This is a genomic window from Acidobacteriota bacterium, from assembly GCA_016184105.1.
Taxonomy (GTDB): domain Bacteria; phylum Acidobacteriota; class Vicinamibacteria; order Vicinamibacterales; family 2-12-FULL-66-21; genus JACPDI01.
On sequence record JACPDI010000021.1, the window covers coordinates 37,928 to 63,362 of the forward strand.

21 protein-coding genes are annotated in these 25,435 nt (G+C 69.3%); 8 read left to right on the forward strand and 13 right to left on the reverse strand.

All coding sequences use genetic code 11. The features are described 5' to 3' along the window. Nucleotide 1: 1 nt before the first annotated feature. Complete coding sequence (locus tag HYU53_07740; GenBank protein MBI2221086.1) at nucleotides 2–1,552, forward strand: 2,3-bisphosphoglycerate-independent phosphoglycerate mutase; 1,551 nt, start codon at nucleotides 2–4, stop codon at nucleotides 1,550–1,552. Between the two features lie 2 nt (nucleotides 1,553–1,554). Here the strand turns inward: HYU53_07740 and HYU53_07745 are convergent, their stop codons facing one another. Further along, entirely contained in the window at nucleotides 1,555–1,860 is a 306-nt protein-coding gene (locus HYU53_07745) for a hypothetical protein (protein ID MBI2221087.1), read from the reverse strand. A 192-nt stretch (nucleotides 1,861–2,052) separates the two neighbouring features. On the opposite strand from HYU53_07745, the gene HYU53_07750 reads away from it, so the two are divergent. Genes HYU53_07750 through HYU53_07760 form a run of 3 tightly spaced genes read left to right on the forward strand, consistent with a single transcriptional unit; the run spans nucleotide 2,053 to nucleotide 5,437 of the window. Continuing rightward, a complete protein-coding gene (locus HYU53_07750; GenBank protein ID MBI2221088.1) occupies nucleotides 2,053–3,615 on the forward strand; it encodes a methylmalonyl-CoA mutase in 1,563 nt (520 codons plus the stop codon). Then, on the forward strand, nucleotides 3,615–4,643 hold the full coding sequence (locus HYU53_07755; protein MBI2221089.1) for an ABC transporter ATP-binding protein: 1,029 nt from the start codon (nucleotides 3,615–3,617) through the stop codon (nucleotides 4,641–4,643). The genes HYU53_07750 and HYU53_07755 overlap by 1 nt, the downstream gene beginning before the upstream one ends. Further along, a complete protein-coding gene (locus HYU53_07760) occupies nucleotides 4,643–5,437 on the forward strand; it encodes an ABC transporter ATP-binding protein (GenBank protein ID MBI2221090.1) in 795 nt (264 codons plus the stop codon). Before HYU53_07755 ends, HYU53_07760 begins: the two co-directional genes overlap by 1 nt. Here HYU53_07760 and HYU53_07765 read toward each other — a convergent pair. The 4 genes from HYU53_07765 to HYU53_07780 are packed head-to-tail and all read right to left on the reverse strand — an operon-like array spanning nucleotide 5,434 to nucleotide 10,356. After that, nucleotides 5,434–6,120: an ABC transporter ATP-binding protein gene (locus HYU53_07765; protein ID MBI2221091.1), complete on the reverse strand. Its 687-nt coding sequence runs from the start codon at nucleotides 6,118–6,120 to the stop codon at nucleotides 5,434–5,436. The genes HYU53_07760 and HYU53_07765 overlap by 4 nt on opposite strands. Nucleotides 6,121–6,162: 42 nt before the next feature. Beyond that, on the reverse strand, nucleotides 6,163–6,966 hold the full coding sequence (locus HYU53_07770) for a J domain-containing protein (GenBank protein ID MBI2221092.1): 804 nt from the start codon (nucleotides 6,964–6,966) through the stop codon (nucleotides 6,163–6,165). 9 nt (nucleotides 6,967–6,975) lie between these two features. Continuing rightward, the gene (gene tadA, locus HYU53_07775) at nucleotides 6,976–8,982 is read right to left on the reverse strand and encodes a Flp pilus assembly complex ATPase component TadA (protein MBI2221093.1); all 2,007 of its coding nucleotides are present in this window, start codon (nucleotides 8,980–8,982) and stop codon (nucleotides 6,976–6,978) included. Between the two features lie 60 nt (nucleotides 8,983–9,042). Beyond that, nucleotides 9,043–10,356, reverse strand: coding sequence for a hypothetical protein (locus tag HYU53_07780; protein MBI2221094.1), 1,314 nt, complete (start codon nucleotides 10,354–10,356; stop codon nucleotides 9,043–9,045). 94 nt (nucleotides 10,357–10,450) lie between these two features. On the opposite strand from HYU53_07780, the gene HYU53_07785 reads away from it, so the two are divergent. After that, nucleotides 10,451–11,566 carry a diguanylate cyclase gene (locus tag HYU53_07785; protein ID MBI2221095.1) on the forward strand — a complete coding sequence of 372 codons (1,116 nt, stop codon included), beginning with the start codon at nucleotides 10,451–10,453 and terminating at the stop codon, nucleotides 11,564–11,566. A 12-nt stretch (nucleotides 11,567–11,578) separates the two neighbouring features. Here the strand turns inward: HYU53_07785 and acs are convergent, their stop codons facing one another. The 6 genes from acs to HYU53_07815 all read right to left on the reverse strand — a co-directional run bounded on the left by acs (nucleotide 11,579) and on the right by HYU53_07815 (nucleotide 19,669). Further along, nucleotides 11,579–13,537, reverse strand: coding sequence for an acetate--CoA ligase (gene acs, locus HYU53_07790; GenBank protein ID MBI2221096.1), 1,959 nt, complete (start codon nucleotides 13,535–13,537; stop codon nucleotides 11,579–11,581). A 440-nt stretch (nucleotides 13,538–13,977) separates the two neighbouring features. Further along, nucleotides 13,978–15,123: a tetratricopeptide repeat protein gene (locus HYU53_07795; GenBank protein MBI2221097.1), complete on the reverse strand. Its 1,146-nt coding sequence runs from the start codon at nucleotides 15,121–15,123 to the stop codon at nucleotides 13,978–13,980. A 9-nt stretch (nucleotides 15,124–15,132) separates the two neighbouring features. Beyond that, nucleotides 15,133–16,428 carry an AAA family ATPase gene (locus tag HYU53_07800; GenBank protein ID MBI2221098.1) on the reverse strand — a complete coding sequence of 432 codons (1,296 nt, stop codon included), beginning with the start codon at nucleotides 16,426–16,428 and terminating at the stop codon, nucleotides 15,133–15,135. After that, nucleotides 16,428–17,798 carry a hypothetical protein gene (locus tag HYU53_07805; protein ID MBI2221099.1) on the reverse strand — a complete coding sequence of 457 codons (1,371 nt, stop codon included), beginning with the start codon at nucleotides 17,796–17,798 and terminating at the stop codon, nucleotides 16,428–16,430. The genes HYU53_07800 and HYU53_07805 overlap by 1 nt, the downstream gene beginning before the upstream one ends. A 65-nt stretch (nucleotides 17,799–17,863) precedes the next feature. After that, on the reverse strand, nucleotides 17,864–18,394 hold the full coding sequence (locus HYU53_07810; protein MBI2221100.1) for a DUF5518 domain-containing protein: 531 nt from the start codon (nucleotides 18,392–18,394) through the stop codon (nucleotides 17,864–17,866). 9 nt (nucleotides 18,395–18,403) lie between these two features. Further along, nucleotides 18,404–19,669: an inositol-3-phosphate synthase gene (locus HYU53_07815; GenBank protein MBI2221101.1), complete on the reverse strand. Its 1,266-nt coding sequence runs from the start codon at nucleotides 19,667–19,669 to the stop codon at nucleotides 18,404–18,406. 74 nt (nucleotides 19,670–19,743) lie between these two features. Here HYU53_07815 and HYU53_07820 point away from each other — a divergent pair, with 74 nt between their 5' ends. Next, nucleotides 19,744–20,289 carry a methyltransferase domain-containing protein gene (locus tag HYU53_07820; protein ID MBI2221102.1) on the forward strand — a complete coding sequence of 182 codons (546 nt, stop codon included), beginning with the start codon at nucleotides 19,744–19,746 and terminating at the stop codon, nucleotides 20,287–20,289. Between the two features lie 37 nt (nucleotides 20,290–20,326). Here the strand turns inward: HYU53_07820 and HYU53_07825 are convergent, their stop codons facing one another. Next, nucleotides 20,327–21,091, reverse strand: a complete 765-nt coding sequence (locus tag HYU53_07825) for an SDR family oxidoreductase (protein ID MBI2221103.1) — start codon at nucleotides 21,089–21,091, stop codon at nucleotides 20,327–20,329. Between the two features lie 101 nt (nucleotides 21,092–21,192). Here HYU53_07825 and HYU53_07830 point away from each other — a divergent pair, with 101 nt between their 5' ends. Further along, a complete protein-coding gene (locus tag HYU53_07830; GenBank protein MBI2221104.1) occupies nucleotides 21,193–21,924 on the forward strand; it encodes a ZIP family metal transporter in 732 nt (243 codons plus the stop codon). Here HYU53_07830 and HYU53_07835 read toward each other — a convergent pair. After that, nucleotides 21,884–22,705: a hypothetical protein gene (locus tag HYU53_07835; protein ID MBI2221105.1), complete on the reverse strand. Its 822-nt coding sequence runs from the start codon at nucleotides 22,703–22,705 to the stop codon at nucleotides 21,884–21,886. The two genes, HYU53_07830 and HYU53_07835, sit on opposite strands and share 41 nt — an antisense overlap. A gap of 31 nt (nucleotides 22,706–22,736) precedes the next feature. Between HYU53_07835 and polA the strand changes: the two genes are divergently transcribed. Further along, the gene (gene polA / locus HYU53_07840; GenBank protein MBI2221106.1) at nucleotides 22,737–25,430 is read left to right on the forward strand and encodes a DNA polymerase I; all 2,694 of its coding nucleotides are present in this window, start codon (nucleotides 22,737–22,739) and stop codon (nucleotides 25,428–25,430) included. The last annotated feature ends 5 nt before the right edge of the window (nucleotides 25,431–25,435 follow it).

Sequence of the window (25,435 nt, forward strand, 5' to 3'; positions counted from 1 at the left end):
AATGCCACGACGTCTTCCCCTCGTCCTCATCGTCCTTGACGGGTTCGGCCTGCGCGAGTCGCGCGATCACAACGCGATCGCGCTGGCACGGACGCCGGTCTATCGCGATCTCCTCGCGCGCTACCCGCACGTCTCGCTCGTGGCCTCGGGCGAGGCGGTCGGGCTTCCCGCCGGCCAGATGGGGAATTCCGAGGTCGGCCACATGAACATGGGCGCGGGCCGCGTGGTCTACCAGGACCTGACGCGAATAGACAGGAGCATTCACGACGGCGATTTCGCCGGCAACCAGGCGCTCATCGACGGCATGGCGCCCGCCACCGACGGGCGGCACGCGCTGCACCTGATCGGCCTCGTCTCCGATGGCGGCGTTCACAGCCACCAGAACCACCTGCACGCGCTCATCGAGCTTGCACGGCGGCAGGGAGTGACGCGCGCGTTCGTGCACGTCATCACGGACGGGCGCGACACCTCCCCCACCGGCGCGGCGCGCTACATTCCGCGGCTCGAGGCGGCGCTGGCGGAGGCTGGCGCGGGGCGCATCGCGACCGTCAGCGGGCGCTACTACGCGATGGACCGCGACAAGCGGTGGGATCGCACCCAGCTCGCGTACGACGCCATCACGCTTGGACGGGCCGCCACCAGGGACACATCGGCGATCGGGATCGTCGAACGCTCCTACGCGGCCAACGTCACGGACGAGTTCGTCCGGCCATCGGTCGTCACCGATGCGCAGGGCCAGCCGGTGGGCGTGCTCGGCGACGGGGACGCGGTCATCTTCTTCAACTTCCGCGCGGACCGCGCGCGGCAGCTCACGCGCGCGATCGCGTTCGACGACTTCGACGGCTTCGCGCGCGCCGCGCACCCGAAGGTCTCGCGCTACACGACGATGACCGAATACGACCAGACGTACCGCCTGCCGGTCGCGTTCCCGCCCCAGAGCTTCACCGGGAACTTCGCCGAGGCGCTCGTGGCCGCGAACCTCGCGAATCTGCGGCTCGCCGAAACGGAGAAGTACGCGCACGTGACCTACTTCTTCAACTGCGGCGAGGAGCGCCCGTATTCGCGCGAGAATCGCCTCCTGATCCCCTCCCAGAAGGTGGCGACCTACGATCTCAAGCCGGAGATGAGCGCGCCGGGCATCGCCGACGCGCTCGTCGCCGACATCGACTCCCGCGCCCACGACGTCGTCATCTGCAACTTCGCCAACGCGGACATGGTCGGCCACACGGGCGATCTCGCCGCCACGATCAAGGCGGTCGAGACGCTCGACACCTGCCTCGGCAGGATCCTCACGTCATTGCAGAGGGCCGGAGGCGTCGCGATCGTCACGGCCGATCACGGCAACGCCGAGCAGATGTGGGACGACGAGCTGAAGTCGCCGCACACGGCGCACACGTCGAACCCGGTGCCGTTGATTCTCGTGGACGAGGCCGCTCGCGGCATCACGCTGCGCGAAGGCGGGTGGCTGCGGGACGTCGCGCCGACGATGTTAGGGTTGTTGGAGGTGTCCCTGCCGCGTGAGATGACGGGCAGGGACTTGAGAGAGATATGACGCTATTCAACCTCTTCCTGCGTCGTCTCGTCTGCGGCAATCCGCAACGAACGCAGGAAGCGGCGGTCGTTGGCGCTCATCTCCATCGGCCGCTTCTGCGGCGCGGCCTTGGCGGGGACCCCGACTTTGGCGAGAGCGTTCGTCGCAGGACGATTCACGAACCCGACGACGGCTTCGAGCGTGACTTTCATCTCGTAGCCGGCGGCGCGTGCTTTTTCCCGGCACGCTTCAACACGGGGATCGTCACTCGCGGCGGCAGCAATCGCGTCGGCCAGCTCGCGTGCCAACCGGTTCACGACGTCTTCCATGATCGGGACCTCCTCACCGCCGCCGGACTGGGAAACCGGAAGCGCCTGCCTCTGTCCAGCTGCACTGGGGGTGTGCCGCCGGTCGGGCCGCAAATTGGGTGAAGGCTTCTCTTTCGGGGAACTCCTGTCATTGTAAACGCCGATCGCGGCAGTGTCAATGAACGCGCGGGTCCCCCGCGATACAATTCGCCGATGCCTTCACAACGTCCCTACGTCGCGCCCGACGACCTGCGCGAATGGGACCCGCGGCGCGATCTTGGACAGCCCGGCGAGTTCCCGTTCACGCGTGGCATCCAGCCCACGATGTACCGCGGGCGGCTCTGGACCATGCGGCAGTATGCGGGGTTCGGGACCGCGGCGGAGTCGAACCAGCGGTATCGATATCTCCTCAGCCAGGGCGTCACCGGCCTGAGCGTCGCGTTCGATCTGCCCACCCAGATCGGCTACGACTCCGACCATCCGCTCGCGGCGGGCGAGGTCGGGCGGGTCGGCGTGGCGATCGACACGATCGACGACCTCGCGCTGCTCTTCGACGGGATCCCGCTCGACAAGGTCTCCACGTCGATGACGATCAACGCGACGGCGATCATCCTGCTCGCGCTCTACGTCGCGGTGGCGAAGCGCCAGGGCGTCGACCCGCGGAAGCTCTCGGGCACGGTGCAGAACGACGTGCTCAAGGAGTACGTCGCGCGCGGCACGTACATCTACCCGCCGCGCGCGTCGCTGCGGATCATCACGGACATCTTCGCGTACTGCGACCGCGAGCTGCCCGAGTGGAACACGATTTCGATCAGCGGGTATCACATCCGCGAGGCCGGCTCGACCGCGGTCCAGGAAGTGGCGTTCACCCTCGCCAACGCGATCGCCTACGTCGAGGCGGCGCGGGCGGCGGGGCTCGACATCGATCGGCTGGGACAACGGCTCTCGTTCTTCTTCAACGCGCACAACGACTTCATCGAGGAAGTCGCGAAGTTCCGCGCCGCGCGGCGGCTGTGGGCCCGCCTGATGCGCGAGCGCTTCGGATCGAAGAACCCGCGCGCGCAGCAGCTCCGCTTCCACACGCAGACCGCCGGCAGCACGCTCACCGCGCAGCAGCCGGACAACAACATCGTCCGCGTCGCGATCCAGGCGATGGCCGCGGTGCTCGGCGGCACCCAGTCGCTCCACTGCAACGGCCGTGACGAAGCGCTGGCGCTCCCGACGGAGGAGTCCGCCCGCATCGCGCTGCGCACGCAGCAGATCATCGGCTACGAGACGGGCGTTCCGAACACGATCGACCCGTTTGCGGGTTCGTACGCCGTGGAGTCGAAGACGAACGAGATCGAAGCGGGGGCGCGCGACCTGATCGCCCAGATCGACCGCCTGGGCGGAACGCTGAGCGCGATCGAGGCGGGCTTCATCCAGAAACAGATCCAGGACTCGGCGTACCGCGCGCAGCAGGCGATCGACAGCCGCGAGGCGATCGTCGTGGGGCTGAACCGCCACGACACCGACGAGCCGTCACGCATCGAGCTCCTCCGGATCGACGCCGATCTCGAACAGCGGCAGGCGGCGCGCACGCGCGCGTTCCGTGCGGCGCGGAACGAGGCGGAGTGCCGCGCCGCGCTCGCCACGGTGTCCGGGACCGCCCGCGGGACCGGCAACCTCGTGCCGGCCGTCATCGCAGCCGTGGAGGCGCGCGCCACGCTCGGCGAGGTCGCCGACGCGATGCGGCAGGTGTTCGGCGAGCACCGCGAGACCGATACTGGGAGCTGATGGCCGACGCGCCGCTCCTCGGCGTCCGCAACCTGACGACGATCGTCGACCTGCCGGGCGGACCGGCCGCGGCCGTGGACCGGGTCAGCTTCGAGGTTCGCGCGGGCGAGACGCTGTGCCTCGTCGGCGAATCCGGAAGCGGCAAGTCGATGACGGCGCTCTCGATCCTCCGGCTGGCGCCGCCGGCGGCCCGCGTCGCCGCCGGATCGATCCTGTTCAAGGGGCGGGACCTGCTGGCGCTCGACGAGCGCGACATGCGGGAGATCCGCGGCGGCGAGATCGGCCTGATCTTCCAGGAGCCCGCGAGCGCGCTGGACCCGGTCTTCAGCATCGGCGCGCAGATCGCGGAGACGCTCGTGGCGCACGGCCGCGCCGCGACGAGGCGCGACGCCCGCGCCCAGGCGATTGACCTCCTCCGCCGCGTCAGCATCCCGGAACCCCAACGGCGCGTGGACGAGTATCCCCACCAGTTGTCCGGGGGGCTCCGCCAGCGCGCCACGATCGCGCTCGCGATCGCCTGCGCTCCCGCCCTGCTCATCGCCGACGAGCCCACGACGGCGCTCGATGTCACGACCCAGGCGCAAGTGCTCGACCTGCTCGAGGAAATGCGCGACGTGTTCCGGCTGGCGCTGCTCCTCATCACGCACGACCTGGGGATCGTGGCCGGGAGGGCGGACCGAGTGGCGGTGATGTATGCCGGGCGGATCGTCGAGCAGGCGCCGGTCCGCGATCTGTTCCGCGATCCGAAGCACCCCTACACCCGCGGGCTGCTGGCCTCGGTTCCCGGCGGCGCGCCGCGACGCCCGCTCGCGGCGATTCCCGGCAACGTCCCGGCGCTTGGCGCGTTTCCGATCGGCTGCGCCTTCGCGCCGCGATGCCCGGATCGGTTCGAGCCGTGCGACGCGGCGACGCCGGCGCTCACCGCGCCCGGGTTCAGTCGACTGGTGCGTTGCTACCTCCATTCGCCTGACGCGGAGCCACCCGGCCTGGAGCCGGCCGGCATCACGCGAACGGGGGCGGTGGACTGATGCCGCTCCTCTCCGTCCGCCACCTCACCAAGGACTTCCCCCGCGGAGGCGGTCTCTTCCGCGCCGGCGCACCGGTCCGCGCCGTGGACGACGTGAGCTTCGAGATCGAGGAGGGAGAGACGTTCGGGCTGGTCGGAGAGTCGGGCAGCGGCAAGACGACGGCAGCACGCTGCATCCTGCGGCTGGTGGAACCGACGTCGGGCGAGATCGACTTCCTCGGGCGCGACCTGCTCGCGCTGTCACGCGGCGAGATGCGCGCCGCGCGCCGCCGGATGCAGATTGTCTTTCAGGATCCGTACTCCTCGCTCAACCCGCGCATGCGCGCCGGCGAGACCGTCGAGGAGCCGCTCGTGATCCATCGCGTGGGAAGCGAGGCGCAGCGCCGCGCGCGCGTGCGGGAGCTGTTCTCGCTGGTGGGGCTCGACCCGGCAGACGCGGCGAAATACCCCAGCGCGTTCAGCGGCGGCCAGCGCCAGCGGATCGGGCTGGCGCGCGCGCTCGCGCTGAGCCCCTCGTTCGTGATCGCCGACGAGCCGGTCTCGGCGCTGGACGTCTCGGTGCAGGCGCAGGTCATCAACCTGCTGATGGAGCTGCAGCGCCGGCTGAACCTGACTTACCTGTTCATCGCGCACGATCTCAGGCTCGTGCGGCACGTCTGCAATCGCGTGGCGGTGATGCAGCAGGGGCGAATAGTGGAGATGGGATCGGCGAACACGGTCTTCGAGTCGCCTGAACACCCCTACACGCGGGGACTGCTGGAGGCCGTTCCCAGGCTCGATGCGCGGCGCCGTTAAGCCGCGCGTGTCACGTCCTTCTCGACTGTCCCGTCCTTGATGTGCACCACGCGGTCCGCGTGCGCGGCGATATCGGCCTCGTGTGTCACGAGGATCATCGTGTTGCCCGCCTGGTGCAGCCTGGCGAAGAGCGCCATGATCTCCTCGCCGGTCTTCGAGTCGAGGTTGCCGGTGGGCTCGTCGGCAAGGAGGATGGACGGATTGTTGACGAGCGCGCGCGCGATGGCGACACGCTGGCGCTGACCGCCCGAAAGCTCGTTCGGGCGGTGCGTGATGCGCGAGCTGAGCTCCACCCGATCGAGCGCCTCCCTGGCGCGCGTGTCCCGGACTCTTGCCGGCACGCCGGCGTAGATGAGCGGCAGCTCCACGTTGTGCAGCGCGGTGGCGCGCGGCAGCAGGTTGAACGTCTGGAACACGAACCCGATTTCCTCGTTCCTGATCCGCGCCAGCTCGTCATCGTTCATCTGCGACACGAGCTTCCCGTTCAGGAGGTAGGTTCCTTTCGACGGTGTGTCCAGGCAGCCGATCAGGTTCATCAGCGTGGACTTGCCTGACCCGGACGGCCCCATGATGGCGACGTACTCACCGGGCTCGATCGCGAGGCTGACGCCGCGCAGCGCGTGGATCTCCTCGGCGCCCATCACGTAGGTCTTCCACAGGTCGTGGGTTTCGATAAGAGCCATCGCCTACAGGATACGCGAGGTCTGGTTCGGGGGTTCCGGGTTTCAGCTTGGTTTCTTGAGCTTTGCCAGGATTTCGCGCACGCCCGAGGGCGCGTCGGTCGGAACCAGCGCCTCCCAGTCGCGCACGTCCACCGGCACGACCACCGGGCAGCGGCCGCGCGCCTTGCGGCGCAGGTCGGCGACGCGCGCGGCCAGCGCCGCGGGAGGCGCCATCCCACTGCCCATCAGAAAAACGACCGGGGCGCTTCCCGCGCTCGACCCGGCCTTGAGCGCGAGCCCCCACGCTTCGTCCACCGCCGCGGCATCAACCGTTGTGACAAACCGTGCGAGCACCCGGAGGGGCAGCCCCGGCCTGCCGAACAGTCCGCGGCGGGGCCTGGCGACGAACACATCGAAGCCGCGGGCGGCGGGCAACACGTCCACCTCTCCGAGCGCCTGCAGCATCGCGTCGCGAAAGCGGACGAGCCCCGCGCGCCGGACGAACTCGTCGCGGTTCGCGCGCTCCTCCTTGAAAGCGTGGTCGGCCGCCTTCGGCGGCGCATCAGCCGGAGGGGCTTCGGGCTCGCGAGCGGGAGCGCGCACGTCCCGCGCCGGCGGCGGCGTGAAGAACTCGCCCGGCGCCTTGCGCAGCTGCCCGTCGTACTGCGCGCGCGCCATCGGATCGGTGAGGATGCGATAGGCCTCGGTCAGCTCCGCCGCGCGTCCTTCCGCGATCTGCAGGAACTCCGGGCCGAGGTGCGCGACCTTGTCAGGATGGTAGCGCGCGATCTCGCGCCGGAACGCGCGCTTGATGTCGTCCGCGCCGGAATCCGGGGCTATCGATAGCAGCTCGTAGTAATTCTTCACGAACGCAGGTCACGCCTTCTCGGATTTCTTGAACTCCGTCACGTTCGACGCCGGCAGTTCCAGCGCGCGCCGCTGGTCGCGCAGCCGCCTGCCGGCCTTCGGCGTCGCCGAACTCGAGCAGTACGGGCAGAAGTTCCACCCGGGCTGCTGCGGCCGCCCGCACTTCGTGCAGCCGCCGGAGAGCCGGCGCCCGCAGTGCGGGCACGCGTTGAAGTCCATGGCGACGCTGCCGCCGCACCCCGGGCAGATCGTGCGCATCTCGCGCACTTCCGTCACCACGCGCAAGAGCTCCTCGGCGGTGGTGATGCCGCCCTTCACCTTCGAGAGCCCGTCCTCGCCGAGCGTCAGCATGCCGCTGCTGAGGGCCACGTCGCGCGCCGCGTCCTCGCCGCCGCGCGAGGCGATGATGCGCCGCAGCTTGTCGTTCACGCGCATCACCTCGTAGATCGCGATGCGCCCGCGGTAGCCGGTGTGGTTGCACTGCTCGCACCCCACGGCGCGGTAGAACGGGAATTGCGCCGCCTCGCCTTCCGGCATGTTGAGCGCCCGCAACGTGTCGGGCGACGGCGTGTACACACGCTTGCAGTGCGGGCACAGCCGCCGTACCAGCCGCTGCGCGACGACGCCGACGAGCGCGGAGGCGATGACGTAGGGCTCGACCCCCATGTCGGTGAGCCGCGTCACGCACGACGGCGCGTCGTCGGTGTGCAGCGTGGAGAGCACGAGGTGGCCGGTCTGCGCGGCCTGCATCGCGATCTTCGCCGTCTCCTGGTCGCGGATCTCGCCGAGCAGGATGACGTCGGGGTCCTGCCGCAGGATCGCGCGCAGCGCGCTGCTGAACGTCAGCCTGACCTTCTCGTTCACCTGCGTCTGGTTCACGCCGGGGATCTGGTACTCGATCGGATCCTCGATCGTGATGATGTTCGTCCGCCCCGAGCGGATCGACGTCAGCGCCGAGGACAACGTCGTCGTCTTGCCGCTGCCGGTCGGGCCAACGACGAGGATCATGCCGTGCTGATGGCGAAGGAAGTGCTTGAGTTCCTCGAGCGCGGGGGCGGAAAGCCCGAGCTCCTCGAGCGGCGGGGCCCCCTTTCGATGGTCGAGCACGCGCAGCACGATCTTCTCGCCGAAGAGCGTCCGCAGGGTCGAGACGCGGAAGTCCACGTCCTGGCCCTCTTCCGTCTTCACGCGCAGCCGTCCGTCCTGCGGCAGCCGTTTTTCGGCGATGTCGAGGCCGGCCATGATCTTGAGGCGCGCCACCAGCCCTTCGTGCACCCACTTCGGGAGGTCCATCACCTCCTTGAGGATGCCGTCGAGGCGGTGGCGCACGAGCACGCCCTTCTCCATCGGCTCGACGTGGACGTCGCTGGCGCGGCTGGTGATCGCGCTGTTCACGATGAGATCGACCAGGTCGATGATGGGCGCCGCGTCGCTGCTGGCTTCCTTCCCGGCCGCCGCCTGCGCGCTCTCGAACACGTCGTCGTCGCTGCGCCGCACGAGCGCACCGCCGCCCGGCGCGTGACCCACGCCCGGACCTCTCCTGGTCTGCGCGGCGAGCGCGGGACCCGATTCGCCGTACTTCGCGAGCGCCTTGTCCGGGTACCCGGTTTCGATGGCCTGGAGGATGTCGCTCCGCGTCGCGACCACCTGCCGGATGCGATAGCCAGTCTGGAACTCGAGATCCTGCACCAGGCTGAACAGCAGCGGGTCGGACATGGCGACCGTGAGCAGGTTCTTCTCCAGGCGCACGGCCACGCACACACGCTTGAGCGCAACGTCTCTCGGGATGAGGATGATCGCCGCCGGATCCGGCGGCTCGTCGGCAAGGCTGGCGTAGGGAAAGCCGAGCTGGTAGGCAAGGGCCTTCGTCACCTGCTTTTCACTCGCGAGGCCCATGCGCACGAGGACGGCCCCGAGGCGCTCGCCCGTGCGTTTGTGCTCGACGAGCGCCAACTGCAGGTCGTCTTCGGTGATGAGCCCTGCCTGGATCAGGCACTCACCAATCTTCTTGCGCACGGCTGGTCCTCGCGGTTGGAAAGAGATCGATCCTACGGTTATGGTCGGGCTTCGGCAACATCATTCCAACCCGCCTGACGACGGCCCCGAACGACTGAGCGGGGCGCGGCGCAGGCGCCCTGCCCGGTCGCGCGCGAGCACCGCGTCCGGTTGAATTTCCACGATTCGCGCCCCATCCACCGTGTCGCCGACGCCGAGTACCTGGCCATCCACGACCGCGAACTGCCGCTCCGCAGACCAGAGGATCGAGGTGACGGTGAAGGTTGCGGGGCGGACGGGTTCGACGGGTTCGACGGGTTCGATGGGTTCGACGGGTTCGATGGGTTCGACGGGTTCGATGGGTTCGATGGGTTCGCGCGTGGCTGTGGGGGCGAGTCCCGGAGGCGGTGCAGCGGCAACCATCGTCGCCGGTGCAGCCGCTTGCTGTGGCGCGGGCTGCGCGGGGCGCGAGGGGGCCGGACCGGCGGCACGCGGCGGCGAGGCTGGACGCGCCGGCGCGGTCACCCGTGCGTGCTCCTCGAGCGGGCTCGGCGCGGACCCGCCGCCGAAGCCATACAACGCAAACGCGTAGAGTGCACCGGCGGCAATCCCCGAGGGAACAGCAACGCGGAGCACTTTCCTGCCGATGGCGGGCTGGCCGTGCCAGCGGCGGCCGGCCGCGATCGCGATGCGCATGGCCGCAATCGAATCCAGGAGCACGTCAAACGCCGGCCCCTTGACGCGCACGTCGATGTTATCGGCCGAGTCGAGCGTCTCGACCTCCACGTCGAACTCGTCGGCCAGCGGCATGGTGAACGAGCGCAGTTCCGGCAGGCTGCCGCAGGTCAGGATGTCGGTGACCGGGCGTCCGGTGAGCTTCGCTGCGGCGGCAAACGATCCGCGAAGCAGCTCGGTCAGTTCGGATAGAAACGCGTAACGACGCAGCAGATCCGGGTTGCCAAGCGACGCCGCTGTCAGCGGGGACCAGGTCAGCGGCGTCTCGTGCCGCACGCGTCCGTCCTGGACGATTGCGAGAGCGCCGCCGCCGGCGTGCAACGCGATCACCGCCGTGTTCGACCCCGGAGGGGCCGAAGCCCGGTGCATCCGCTCGACGCGCGCGAGCGCCTCGCCGGGGGTGATCACCCGTTCGACGGCCAACCCTGCGCCGCGGACCGCCTCCACGCGGGCGTCGCCCGCCCAGGCAACCACCTCGGCGTTCCCGGGAAACCGGTGCTTGCGCCTGGCGCGCCGCAGGTCAGCAGCCAGCGACAGCGCATCGCCACCCGTGTCGATCAGCGCGAAGCCGCGCAGCTGGATCCGCCCGTTGCGCGTCTCGCGCACGTCGGCGAGCGCGACAACCTCGGAGGACAGATCGATCCCCAGGCGTCTGGACATCCTGATCTCCAATCTCGGCTGTGAGCGTGGATCCCATTAGAGCCGGCGGCGAGGGCTTCCGGCAAGCTGAGCGGGCTTCCGGTTATCATGAGGCATGTCGGGCGGCAGCGAAGGGGGACCCGGCGCGGTGGTGCGTCGCGAGGCCATCGAAGTCCTACGGGAGCGGAACGCGGCGCTCGTATCCGACCTCTCGAGCGAGCTGCACGCGCTCTACGCTGACGCGCTCACGCCTGAGAGCTCGCGATCGGCAGCCACGCTCCTCCTGACGTTGACGCTTTCCGCGCTCGAGCACGGGGAGGTCAGCCCGCGGGCCGGCGCCGTCCACGACCTGTACAGGATTTGCCTCGAGGCGCTGGGACCCAGACGCCTGTTCCACGCGACCGAAACCGCGGGCCGCATCATCGCCGACGAGCTCGCGCTCGACGACCGCATCGGCGCCACATCGGAGCCCTGGCCGATGGTGCTGCTCTTCGTCCGGAGAGCGGCGCTCGATGTACTTGCCGCATTCACCGCCCGTCTGCTCGACACGCCGGCGTACGGCGCGGTGCGCGATCCGCTGACCACGCTCATCGCGCGGCCGGTGTTCGACCTCGCGCTGGAGCAGGAAACGCAGCGCGCGATGCGGCACCAGGGATCCTTCGCGCTGATTCTGTTCGACGTGGACGATCTCTCCGCGATCAACCGCGAGCACGGCTACGGCGTGGGTGACCGCGTGCTCGAGCGCCTCGGCATTCTCGCGCGGCGCTTCTTCCGCACGCACGACTGGATCGCGCGCCACGACGAGGACTCGATCGTGGCGCTGCTGCCGGAAACGTCGCTCGACCAGGCGGCGCTCCTGGCGACGCGTTTCCGGGACACCGTGCGGCAGCGGCTCGTGCTGGTCGATCACAAGAGCGAGTCGCGCGCGAGCGTGACGCTCACCGCGGCGGCCGTGGCGGTCGAACGGGTGCAGGCCGCCGGCCTCGAGGCGGCGGCCGTGATGAGGGAAGCGGAGACCGCGGTGGCGCGGGCGAAGCTGGAGGGAAGGAACCGCACCGAGCGCATCGCGCTGATGCCGACCTCGGTCACGCTGCTCGCCGCCGCCACCCTCCTCGAGTGCACGTTGAGGGAGCTGCGGCGGATGATCCGATCGGGCGCGCTCAAGGCCACGCGGCGCGGCCGCCACTATCTCGTCGACCGCGCCGATATCGCCCGGCTGCAGGCGCAGTAAGGAAAGGTTCTTCTATTCGCGGTCCTGGTATTCCGACTTCAACCGCGCCACCACGCCCGGATCTGCCAGCGTCGTCGTGTCGCCGAGCGCCTTGCCTTCGGCGATGTCGCGCAGCAGCCGGCGCATGATCTTGCCCGAGCGCGTCTTGGGCAGGTCCGCGGCGAACAGGATCTCGTCGGGCCGCGCGATCGCCCCGATCTTCTTCGTCACGTGCTCGCGCAGCTCCTCGGCAAGCGCCGGGTCCGGCTTGTGCCCTTCCTTCAACGTCACGAACGCGGCAACGGCCTGTCCTTTGATCTCGTGCGGCCGCCCGACGACGGCGGCTTCCGCCACGAACGGGTGATCGACGAGCGCGCTCTCCACTTCCATCGTGCCGATCCGGTGCCCCGCCACGTTGAGCACGTCGTCGACACGGCCGAGCAGCCAGAAGTAGCCGTCGTCATCGCCGCGGGCGCCGTCGCCCGTGAAGTAGACCTTGTCCTTCCACCGGTTCCAGTACTGCTGGACGAAGCGCTCCGGGTCTCCGTAGATGCCGCGCAGCATCGCGGGCCACGGCCGCGTGATCGCGAGCAGGCCGCCGCCGCGCTCCACGCGCGCGCCGTCGTGGTTGCGGATTTCCGCGCTGATGCCTGGCAGCGGCAGCGTGGCCGACCCCGGCTTCAGGGCGGTCATCCCCGGCAGCGGCGCGATCATGATCGAGCCGGTTTCGGTCTGCCACCACGTATCGACGACGGGACAGCGCGAGCCGCCGATGTTCGTGTGGTACCACATCCACGCTTCGGGATTGATCGGCTCGCCGACCGATCCGAGCAGGCGCAGGCTCGTGAGGTCGTGCTTCGCCGGCCACTCGGCGCCCCAGCGCATGAACGCGCGGATCGCCGTCGGCGCCGTGTAGAGGATGGAGACGCCGTAACGTTCGATGATCTCCCAGAAGCGATCCTTCGCCGGCCAGTCAGGCGCTCCCTCGTACATCACGACGGTCGCGCCGAGCGCCAGCGGCCCGTAGACCACGTAGCTGTGGCCGGTCACCCAGCCGATGTCGGCCGTGCACCAGAACACGTCCTCGTCTCGCAGGTCGAACACCCAGCGTGCGGTCGTCATCACGCCGAGCAGGTATCCGGCGCTCGTGTGGACGATGCCCTTCGGCTTGCCGGTGGTGCCGGAGGTGTAGAGGATGTAGAGCAGGTCCTCCGAATCCATCGCCTCCGGCTCGCAGTGCGTCGCCACGTCCTGCACCAGGCGGTGGTACCAGTGGTCGCGCCCCTGCTGGATCCGCACGGGGAAGGTTGTGCCGCCGGGCTGGCGCTGGACCACAACGACGTGGCGGATGGAGGGGGTGTCGCTCAGCGCCTCGTCTGCCATCTGCTTGAGCGGCACGAGCTGTCCACGACGGTACCCGCCGTCAGCCGTGATCAACACGACCGCCTTCGCGTCGTTGATGCGATCGCGCAGCGACTCCGAGCTGAAGCCGCCGAAGACGACGCTGTGCACGGCGCCGATCCGCGCGCAGGCGAGCATCGCGATCGGCAGCTCCGGCATCATCGGCAGGTAGATCGCGACGCGGTCGCCGCGCTTCACGCCGAGGCTCTTCAGGGCGTTCGCGAAGCGGCTGACCTCGCGGTACAGGTCGAAGTAGGTCAGCGTCCGGCGCTCGCCCGGCTCCCCTTCCCAGATGATCGCGGCCTTGTTGCGGCGCGCCGTGCGGAGGTGGCGATCGAGGCAGTTGGCGCTGACGTTCAGCTTGCCGCCGACGAACCATCTCGCGTGGGGCGGCTCCCACTCGAGCACGCGGTCCCACGGCCGTATCCAGTCCACCTCTTTTGACAACTCGCCCCAGAACGCTTCCGGGTCCGCCGCGGCGCGGTCGTAGATCGCCGGGTCGTTCACCAGCGCGTTCTTCCGCCAGGCGTCGGAAGGGGGAAAGTTCCGCTTTTCGTCCAGGAGGGCGTGGATTTCAGGTCGCTCGGCCATAGGGAATGGAGTGTAGCGCACGGGGGGTCAGATCCCGAAAACGCACTTTTTTCTAGATCTGACCCCTTCATGTCATAGCCGTCCGCTATACAGCGCCGGAAGATCTGCAGGAGGGCTCAGGTCGGGGCGGACGCAAATGCTCAGGGCCGCGAGTGCCGAACCAAAGGATCGGTGCAGCGTCATCCACGGTTCCGAGTTGACCATCATCCGTGCGCATGCCTCCGTGCGGGCCCGGTCACTGGCGCTCACCTTCAACACGTCCATGCTTTGTGCCCCCAATGGCCCCCGACGTGGCGCTCGGTGGACGGGCAATCGTAGCGCCTCCGGCTCCACGGCGGAAGGCTCGCTGCGTGCAGGTGTTCTCTCGGCGATGCCTCAAGGGCGCGCCGGACGGCCGCGGCGCTTTGCTGCATGACTCACCATTGCCAACGGGGATTAATCTAGCGAAGGCGCGCGGACAGCGACTCGACGCGCGCGCGGACGTCCGGCGCGACCTGGGCGTGCTCGACGCCGGCGTGATCGAGGAACTCGCGATAGTGCTCCACGGCGCGGGAGACCTCGCCGGCTTCGTCGTAGAGCAGCGCGAGGTTGTAGTGCGCGGCGGCATGGCGCGGGTTGATCGTGAGCGCGCGCAGGAGCGAGGTCCGTGCCGCCTCGCCGCGCTGCAGGCCCTTCTGCGCGAGCGCGAGGTTCACGAGCGCGTCGGTGTCGCGCGGGTCGATCGAGAGCGCAACGCCAAACTCCGCGAGCGCGGCGTCGAGCCTTCCCTGCCGCATGAGCGCCACGCCAAGGTTGCTGTGCGCGCGGCCGTATCGCGGGTTGATGATGGTCGCGCGCTGAAACTCGCGGACCGCCTCGGCCAGCAGCCCCTTCTCCTGGTACAGCAGACCGAGATTGTTGTGCGCCTCGGTGTGCAGCTCGTTGCGCTCGAGCACCGCACGGTAATGCGTCAGCGCGCGCTCGAAATCGCCGCTGCGGTGGTAGTAGAGCGCGAGGGTGAAATCTTTCGACGCGGGTTCGCGCGAGGGTGCTCGCGAAGGCTCGCGCGATGGTGCGCGTGAAGGTGTGCGCGCGGGCGCACGCGAAGCTGACGCCGGCCGGTTCACCGCCACGGCCGGCGGAGTCGCCGACGCGGCCGATCGCGTCACCGACGGCGCCGGCTGAGGCGGCGCGAGCGCGGCCGGCGGCCGTGCGACCGGCGATGCAGGCTTCGGCGCAGGTGCGGGCGTCATCGTCAGCGATCCGGGCGGCGGTGACGGCCGCGTCCCGGGCGCGGGGCGCGCGGCGGACGGCGAGGGAGACGACGACGGAGACGGTGGCGCCGCACGGCGCGCCTGCCGGGACGCGGGCGCCGTTGACGGCGCCTCCGGCGCCGCGGGAAACAGCTGCGGCCACAACCACACACCGGCGGCGACGAGCAGAACGACCAGGCCCGCGAAGATGGTCAGGCGCGGTCCGCGGCCGCTTGTCGGCGGCTTCGGTGAATACCCGAGCGTCGCGAGGACGTTGTCGGCGTGCGCCGATCGCGGGGTCGTCGTGCGCCCCGACCCGCGCGACCGCCGGAGCGCATCGAGAAGCAGGCTCATCTCTGGGACTCAGTTCAGGACGACGCGCGCCGAGGAAAACGCGGCCACCTGCCGCAGGCGCCGCTCGTCGTCACGCGCCCGTTCGACATTGTCGTACGTGCCGACGAGAAGTTGCAACGACCGCGAGCCGTCTTCCCGCTCGACCGTGGCCCGGTAGGCATTAAAGCCGAGCTGCTGCAGCTCGCGGGCGCGGGCCGCGGCGTCCTCCTCGCTCTCGAACGATCCCACGAAGATCGAGAAACTCGCCCGTCGCGCCGCGGCGGGCGCCGCGTTCACCGCGGTCGTCCTGACCGGCGCAGAGGCCGGCTGCGCCGCCGGCGCGGCCGCGACCGGGGCTGGCTCCTCCCACGGAGGAATCGCGCCGACCTGCATGAGCACCAACACGGACAGCGCCGGCGCGACCGCCAGCGCGGCGCTCGCGACCAGGAACGCCGCGCGCCGGCGCAGCCACGCGGCCCACGCCACCGGCGCGAGCCGCAGATCGAGGCTCGACGCCGCGCGCTTCACCAGACTTGGCGTGATCCGGTTCGTGCGCTCCGAAAACCCGCCCAGGAGCGACCGATCGCACAACAGGTTGATCAGGCGCGGCGTGCCGCCGGTGAACCGGTGCACCAGGTCGAGCGCGCGCGACGTGAACGTCACGCTCGCGCCGCCCCCCGCGATCGAGAGCCGGTGCGCCACGTAGGCCGCGCACTCGTCGCGCGTCAGCGGCCGCAGCTCGTAGCGGATCGACACGCGCTGATCGAGCTGCCGCATGTTCGGCGAGCGCAGCACCCCCTGCAGATTCGTCTGCCCCACGAGGACGATCTGGAGCAGCTTCTCCTTCTCGGTTTCGAGGTTCGACAGGATGCGGATCTGCTCGAGCAGCCGGTTCGGGAGGTTCTGCGCCTCGTCGATGATCAGCAGCGCGCGCGCGCCGATCGGCTGGAGCGACAGCAGGAACTCGTTGAGCGTGTCGATCAGCTCCTGCTTCGTCACCCCGAGGAGCCTGCCGCGCTTCACTTCCTCGCGCGAGACCACGCCGAAGTCCTGCAGCACGATCCTGAGGAGGTCCTCCTCGGTGATGAACGGGTTCAGCACGAGCGCCGTGAACGTCCGCGAATCGAGCTGCTCGAGGATCGCCCGGCACAGCGTCGTCTTCCCGGTGCCGATATCGCCGGTGATGACGACGAAGCCCTCGCGACGCTGGATCGCGTACTGGAGGAGATCGAACGCGTTCGCGTGCGTCTCACTCTTGTACAGGTACTTCGGATCCGGCGTCAGGCTGAATGGCTTCTCAGTGAAGCCGTAGTATTCCTCGTACATCACAGCACCTTCGGCGTCAGCAGCACCGCCAGTTCCGAATAGGTCTTGCGGGCCGGCGCGCGCCGGAAGAGTCCCGCCAGCCCTCTGCCCGACGCCTCCCGCGCCTCGCGCTCCCGCCGCAGCCCGGGAAGGACGAGCGTCTCGCCGTCGCGGACGCGCACCGACGTGGTCACCTCGCTCACCGCCGTGACGGGCGCCTTCTGCCGTTCCCGCGCGCGCACGTCTCCCGTGTGCTGTACCACGCTCGGCGCCACGCTCATCGTGACCATCCCGTCGGCGGAGATGTGGGGCACGACCGCCAGCGAGAAACCGTCGAGGACCGCGGTGGTGTGCTCCTGTCGTCCCTCGGGTCCTTCGCGCTCGAATGTGATGTCCTGCAGGCCGACGCGCATCACGGCGGGCTCGTTGTGCAGCGCCTTCACGCGCGGGCTGGCGAGCACCGACACGCTGCCCTGCTCCGCGAGCGCTTTCATGAACGCGTCAAAGTCGAGCGTGACGGTGCCGGACGCGGACGTGACCTGCGCCTTCGCAATCGCCGCCGGCCAGTCCACGCCTCCGGCCGGAGGATCGGTCATCGTGACTTCCACCACGCGCGCTGCGATATCCACCTGCCGCACGAGGCGGCGCTCGACGCTCTCCAGGTACACCGCCACGCGGTCGATGCGATCCTCGTAGTCGGTCACCTGGACGACGCCCGCGCGACGATCGACGGCGAACCGCCCTTGCGGCGAGAGGAGCGACTGGATGCCGCGCGCGACTTCCTCGAACGCGTCGGCGTCCGCCGTCCACTCCACGCCGGCGCGGCTGCCGTTCCCGGCGTCGCGGCGCAGCGACGATGACGTCGAGAGCGCGCCGTTGCCGCGGCGCTTCACGGCGGAAACGTTGACATCGAAGATGCGCGTCCCGGTGCGCCGGCGGTACACGCGAATCGCGTTTCCTTCGACGCTGTATTCGAACCCGTGCGGCTGGAGCACCAGGTCGAGCGCCTGCCGCAGCGTCACGCCGGACAGCTCGCCGACGAACGTGCCCTCGACGCCCGGCTCGGTGACGAGGCTCAGGCCGGTGTCGCGCACCAGGAGGAGGAGGACGTCGCGGAGCGGCATGGGCTGGGCGAAACGGAGCGACAGCGGGCGGACCGCGTCGAGCGTCGCGTTGGCGCCGGTCGGGTCGAGGCGCGCGACGGGCATCGGCGGAAGCGGCGAGGGGCGCACCGGGCTTTGCGCCTGCGCGTCGGCACCCTGGGATCCCTGGACGCCACGCGCCCCGTCCGACAGGCGGACGACGAGCAGCGGCTGCAGCGGGCGCGACTGCCCTGCAAGGACGGCAGTGGCCGCCAGCGCGAAGCCGGCGAAAAGCAGGCGTGTCCTCAACGGGCCCTCACATCCCTCAATTCACACAATTTCTCCGGGATTATCGGTCCGGCCGGGCTGAACCCTTAGGGGGCGGGAGGGAGGTCGGCCGGCGAGACGGGCGCCGTGAACGGGGGCGGAGGCGCGCTCTTCCTGAACAGCGCGGCGCCGAGCAAGCCGCCGAGCAGCGCGAAAATCGGATAGATGATGAGCGCCATCACCAGCCCGGCGGCCGCGGCGATGAGGTTCACGGCCGGGCCGCTGCGCCGCTGCTCCATCATCTGCTCGACGATGGGAGGGACGTCGCGCATCATCTGCGACATCCGCCCCCACATGTAGAGATCGAGCTGTCGCTGGAACGGCGCCATCAGCAGCGAGACCACCGTCGCGACGAGCGCGCCGAAGACCCCGGCGAGCAGTCCGACGAGCGCGCCATCCGCGGTGGTGATCGCGTACGGATGGTTCTGCTGCATCACCCACGCCGCAAGCAGGCCGCCGACGAGCACCCACAGGCAGCAGCACGCGTTCACGTACGACACGAACGGCAGCGCGGAGAGCACGCCGATGAACGCGCCGCCGAGCAGGGCGGGCTGCAGCTTGTCGGGCGATGACGGCATCACAGCGACCTAATCGTAGTATTCGAGCCCGAGGTGCGTGATCAGCTCTTCCCCCTTCATGTAGCGCAGGGTGTTCTTCAGCTTCATGAGCTGGATGAAGAGATCGTGCTCGGGGTACAGCTCGGGCGCGTGCACCGGGCTCTTGAAGTAGAACGACAGCCACTCCTGGATGCCGCTCATGCCGGCGCGCTTCGCGAGATCGAGGAAGAGCGCGACGTCGAGCACGATCGGCGCCGCGAGAATGGAATCGCGGCACAGGAAGTTGATCTTCAGCTGCATCGGGTACCCGAGCCAGCCGAAGATATCGATGTTGTCCCAGCCTTCCTTGTTGTCGCCGCGCGGCGGATAGTAATTGATCCGGACGAGGTGGCAGATGTCCTTGTACAGGTCCGGATAGAGCTTCGGCTGGAGGATGTAGTCGAGGACGGACTTCTTACTCTCTTCCTTCGTCTTGAACGACTCGGGATCGTCCAGCACTTCGCCGTCGCGGTTGCCGAGGATGTTCGTCGAGTACCAGCCGTTGACGCCGATCAGGCGCGCCTTGAGTCCGGGCGCGATGATGGTCTTGATCAGCGTCTGGCCGGTCTTGAGGTCCTTGCCCGCCAGGGGCGAGCCGGTCTGCGCGGCCAGTTCGGTGAGGGCTGGAACATCGCCGCTCAGGTTCGGCGCCGCGTTCGCGTACGGGATGCCTTCCCTGATGGCGGCGTACGCGTAAATCATGCTCGAGGGAATCGCGTCGTCGCTCGCCTCGAGCCCCTTCTCGAATGCGGCCAGCGAGGCGTGGACCGGCGCCTCCCTCATGAAGACCTCGGTGCTGCCGCACCACACCATGACGAGGCGATCGAGCTTGTGCTCCGCCTTGAAATTCCGGATGTCGGCGCGGACCTGCTCCGCCAGGTCGCGCTTGTTCTTTCCCTTCTTGACGTTCGGGCCATCGAGCCGCTTGACGTAGCGGCGATCGAACACCGCGGGCCAGGGCTTGATCCTCTCGAGGTCGGGGCGAATCTGCTCGAGCAGTCCCGCTTCGATCACGCCGGCGGTCTTCGCCGCCTCGTAGCAGTTCTCCTCGAAGATGTCCCACGCGCCGAACACCAGGTCGTTCAGGTCGGCGAGCGGCACGAACTCCCGGATGGCCGGCGAGCGGCCTTCGGTGCGCTTCCCGAGACGGATGGTGCCGAGTTCAGTAAGAGAGCCGATCGGCTGTGCGAGGCCGCGGCGAACCGCGTGCACGCCGGCGATGAAGGTGGTGCTGACCGCGCCAAGGCCCACGAGCATGATGCCGAGTTTGCCCGACGCGGGCGCGATGTTTACTGGTGCTTTCACATGCCCAACTATATCATCAGGGGTTCATGCGCTTTCTTCGCAGGGGCGGCGATCCGCACGCGTTCGCGCTCGCCATGATCGGCCTCAAGATGGGCGACCGGCTCCTTCAGCTCGGCGCCGGCGACGGCGCGCTGCTGGCCGCCCTCGGGGGAAAAGTGGGTCTGACGGGCCGCGCCTGCGGCGTGGACGAATCCGACGAGGGGGTCGCCCGCGCCAAGCTCGCGGCGGACCGCGAGGGGGTGCTGCTGGAGCTGCAGCGCGCGTCGTACGAGGCGCTGCCCTTCGACGATGGGGCGTTCGACGTCGCGATCGTGAACGCGGTGCTGCCCGACGTGGCGCCCGAGGCACGCGTGACGATCGTCGCGCAGGTGGCGCGCCTGCTCCGCTCCGGCGGGCGCTGCATCGTCGTGGATGCCGTGCCCCGCGGCGGCCTCGGCGCGCTGCTCGGCGGGCCGAAGCCGGATCCCGCCTATCGGCCGGCCGACCTGCCCCGGGCCGCCGGCTTCAAGGCGGTGCGCTCGCTGGCCGAGCGCGACGGGGTGCGGTACGTGGAGGGGATCATCAGCCGGTAGGCGCCTTCAAGCTCAGAGGGGATTGAAGTCGGCCACGTCACCGCGCGCATGTGAGATGCCTGCCGCCGTCGATCGCGATCGTCTCGCCGGTCATCCACCCGCTCTTCGGCGACACCAGGAACGCGATCAGCTCGGCGATCTCCTCCGGGTTCCCGGCTCGTCCCATCGGGTGCGTCTCCCTCGAGCGCTCCAGGAACGCCGCGTACTGCTCCTCTCCCATCCCGGAGCGCCGGTGCAGGTTGGTCACCACCACGCCGGGGTTGACGGCGTTGACGCGGACCCCTTTCGGCGCGAGCTCCAGCGCGGCGCAGCGCGTGAGCTGATCGACCGCGGCCTTGCTCACCGCATACGCGAAGATGCCGGGGAATGACCTGGTGCCGGCGACACTGGAGACGTTGACCACCGCGCCGCGCCGTGCGGCCAGGTGCGGCACCGCCGCGCGCGTCAGGCGAAAGAGCGACCGCACGTTGATGTCGAACATGCGGTCCCACGCCTCGTCGGGGGTGTTCTCGACCGTCCCCGAGCCGATGATGCCGGCCGCGTTCACCAGCGCGTCGAGCGCGCCGAATCGGCCTGTCGCGGCGGCGACGATCCCGGCCGGCGCATCGGCGGCCACGACGTCCGCGCGGTGCGTGGCGCAGACGCCCCCCTGCTGGCGAATCGCCCGTTCGACTTCTCCAAGCGCCGTTTCGTCACGCCCGACGGCGAGCACCGCGTATCCATCGCCAGTCAGACGCAAAGCGGTTGCGCGGCCGATCCCGGACGTCGCGCCCGTGATGATTGCGACAGGTTGTGTTGCCATGACGCCAAGTTTGTACCACAGTCGTACCTGGCCCCCGACCTCTGGCCTCTGACCTCGCTCACCGCCCACTGTCCACTGCCCACTACATGTATCATTCGTCAATGCGCATCGCAGCCACCCTCGGCCTGAGCGCGCTTGGAAGCGTCGGCGGCGTGCTCGTCGCCTCGCTGTTTCTGCTCGTCGGAGAAAAGAACCGCTCGCGGGTGCTGCCCTCGCTCATCAGCTACGCGGTGGGGACGCTGCTTGGCGCGGCGCTGCTCGGGCTTCTTCCCGAGGCGCTCGAGAGCCGCACGCCGACTGCCGTCTTCGCAAGCCTGCTCGTCGGCATCTTCACCTTTTTCATTCTCGAGAAGCTGGTGTTGTGGCGTCACTGCCACGACACGGCGGACTGCCAGGTGCACAGGAGCACGGCGACGCTCGTCGTCCTTGGCGACGCGTTCCACGCGCTGGTGGACGGCGCGGTGATCGCCGCGGCCGTCGTCGTATCGCTTCCGCTCGGCATCACGACGGCGCTGGCGATCGCCGCGCACGAGGTGCCGCAGCAGGTGGGAGACGTCGCGATCCTGCTCGCGGCCGGCTATTCGCGCCGGCGGGCGCTCGCGCTGAACCTGGTGGCGGGACTGGCGAGCGTGGCCGGCGCCGGGATGATGCTGACGTTCGCCGGGGCGACGCCGTCGCTTCTCGGCTACGTGCTCGGGTTCGCGGCGGGCAACTTCCTCTACGTGGCGATGGCCGATCTCATCCCGCACCTGCACCGCGGAATGGAAGAGACGAGCGCCGTGCGGCAGATCGTCATGATTGCGGCAGGGATTGTGACGATCGTGGCGCTATAGATCTTCCGCGGCCGCGGCGCACCACCCACCAGATCGCCATCGCGAGCGCGAACATCGCGGCGCCAAACGCCCCCGCGAACAACCAGAGCGTCCGGTTCAGGATCGACTCGCTGTCCATGCGGACTTCCATCTCCACCGGGACGCCCGCCAGCCGATCGGAGAGCCGCTGCTCCCAGCGCACGATGTTGCCGCGCTCCACTTCGCCCGTCTGCCTGGTCTCGATGTCGCGCACGTTGTGGTGGAAGATGCGGCTCGGCAGGTGGAGCTTGAAGGCGACCAGCTCCGATCCATCCCAGTTCGCCTCCGGCACGCCGGCACGTTTTCCGCCGCCGACGCGCTGCCGGAAGACCGATCCGCCCTCCCGCGTCGCCAGGTCATAGCGCGCCCGGTCGAACAGCGGCGCCTCGGGCAGCCGCCGGACGTCGGGAACGTCGAGGCGGATCTGGATGAAGCGCCGGCCGCGGCGGCGCCAGGTGCGGCTCACGCGCGTGACGTCGTACACCGGCGATTCAATCTGCGCCCGCACATCGTCGCGGTCGATCCGCGTGCGGCTGTTGACCGGCAGCGCCATCCCGTGCAGCGCCACCAGCGCGGGAATGGATGCATTGATCGTGACGACGGCGGAACCGTCGAGGCTGAGCGTGACGTCTTCCTCGTATTCGTATTGCCGGCCGAAGCGCCGCCCGGCGCCGCCGGCGCAGTCGATGGTGGACGCGGCGACGAGGAGGACGAGGCAGGCGATGACGAGAGCGATCGGTGCGGCGCGGCGCGTCCTGCGCATCAGTCGAATAATATAAGAATGGACTGTTCCGGTGCCACGCATCTACCTCATTGACGGCAGCTCGCAGATGTACCGCGCGTTCCACGCGCCGATCCGCACTGCGGAGGGAGGCTTCCTCCGCAACGCGCAGGGTCGCCCCACCAACGCGGTGTACATCTTCGTGACGATGCTGCGGAGGCTCCTGAAGGAGCACGCGCCGGAATACATCGCCGCGTCGTTCGACCTGCCGGGGCGCACGTTCCGCGACGACCTGGTCGCGGACTACAAAGCCAATCGCGCCCCCATGCCCGACGAGCTGGCCGAGCAGATCCCGATGGTCCACGAGGCGTGCGAGGCGCTGGGCGTGCCGATCCTCACCTCCGAGCGGTACGAAGCAGACGACGTCATCGGGACGCTGGCGGAGAAGGCGCTCGCGGCGGGGTTCGAGGTGGCGCTCGTCACGATGGACAAAGATTTCTTTCAGCTCGTCCGGCCGGGCCTCAGCGTGTACAACCCGCGCGACGAAGGCACGTGGTACGACGCGTCGGGCGTGACGGAGAAGTTCGGCGTCGCGCCGGAGCACGTGGTGGACGTGCTCGCGCTGATGGGAGACACGATCGACAACATCAAGGGGGTGCCCGGGATCGGCGAGAAGGGGGCCCGCGATCTCATCGTGCAGTACGGTTCGCTCGAGCGCCTGCTCGAGCACGCGGCGGAGATCCCGCAGAAACGCTATCGGGAGGCGCTGCTCGCCAACGCCGAATCGGCGCGGCAGAGCAGGGAGCTGGCGAAGATCCGCACCGATGTGCCGGTGGAGTTCCGCCCGGACGACCTGCGGTACCGCGGCGCGTCGCGCGAGCGCTGCTTCGAGCTGTTCAACGCGATGGGTTTCCGCACGATCGTCGCCGAGTACGCGCCGACGGCCGCCACGATCGACAAGAGCTACCGCATCGTGAACACGCTGGAGGGGCTGGAGGCTCTCGCGAAGCGGCTGCGCGCCGCCGGGCGGTTCGCGCTGCGCGTGGTACCGGACAGGCCGTTCCCGATGTACGCCGGCGTCGCGGGCATTGCCTTCTCGACCGCGCCTCGGACCGGCGAGTACGTTCCGGTCGGGCACCAGGCGCTCTCGGACACCGCGTGCGTCTCGATGAAGACGGCCATGGGCGCGCTCGCCCGGGTGCTCGAGGACGAGAGCGTCGGCAAGGTGGGACACGACCTCAAGTTCGACGCGATCGTGCTCGCGCGCCACGGCGTCACGCTGCGGGGACTCGAGACCGACACGATGATCGCCAGCTACCTGATCGACGCGACGCGGTCGGCGCACCGCCTGGAGGACCTCGCGCTCGAGCACGCGAGCTACAAGGCGCTTTCCGAGGAAGACGTGTGCGGGAGGGGCGCGAAGTCCGTGTCGATCGCCTCGCTGCCGCCGGACGCGGCGCTCGACTACGCCGCGGAGCGCGCGGACCTGGCCGCGCAGCTCGCGCCGATGCTGCGCGGGCTGCTGGAGAAGGAATCGCTGGACGGGGTCTACAGGACCCTGGAGCTGCCGCTCATTCCCGTGCTCGTGGACATCGAGCAGGCGGGCATCCGCGTGGACGCGACGCGCCTGGCGTCGCAGGCGCAGCGGGTGGAGCAGGAGCTGGCGACGCGCAGCGCGCAGATCTTCGAGGTCGCGGGCGGCGAATTCAACATCAACTCGCCCAAGCAGCTCTCGGAAATCCTGTTCGACAAGCTGCAGCTGCCCGCGCTGAAGCGCACCGGGAAGTCGAAGACGCCCTCAACGGCGGTGGAAGTGCTCGAGGAGCTGGCGCTGGCGCACGAGCTGCCGCGCATGATCCTCGAGTGGCGCGCGCTGATGAAGCTGAAAGGCACCTACATCGACGCGCTCCCGCAGCTCATCCACCCGCACACCGGTCGCGTGCACACCTGCTTCAACCAGGCGGTGGCCGCCACGGGGCGGTTGAGCAGCAGCGATCCGAACCTGCAGAACATCCCGATCCGGACCGAGCTGGGGCGCGAGATCCGCGCGGCGTTCGTGGCCGACCCGGGGCACGTGCTCATCAGCGCCGACTACTCGCAGATCGAGCTGCGCGTGCTGGCGCACCTTTCCGGTGACGCGGCGCTGGTCGAAGCGTTCCGCAACGGCGAGGACATCCACGACCGGACGGCGCTCAAGGTGTTCGGCGCCGACAGCGGGCTCGGCAGGCTCGAGCTGCGGCGGCGCGCGAAGATCATCAACTACGCGCTGCTCTACGGGAAGACCGCGTTCACGCTGGCGAAAGACATCGGCGTGCCCCAGGCGGCGGCGCAGGCGTTCATCGACGCGTACTTCGCGGGCTTTCCGTCGGTGCGGCAGTTCATCGACGCCACGCTCGAGGAGGGGCGCCGGACGGGCGTTGTCCGCACCATGTTCGGAAGGCGCCGGCTGGTCCCGGAGCTGACGTCGCGCAACGGGCAGGTCCGGTCGGCGGCCGAGCGCGTCGCCGTGAACCTGCCGATCCAGGGCAGCGCGGCCGACATCCTGAAGCGCGCGATGATCGACGTTCACGCCGCCGTGCGCGGCGCCGGCCTGCCGGCGCGCATGATCCTCACCGTGCACGACGAGCTGCTCTTGGAGACCGCACACGGGGCCGCAGAAGAGGTCGCCGCCGTCGTCCGCGAGCGCATGGAGCACGCGGTGGCGCTCAACGTGCCGCTGACGGTGGATGTGGGAATCGGGGAGAACTGGAAGGAAGCGAAAGGCTAGCGCGG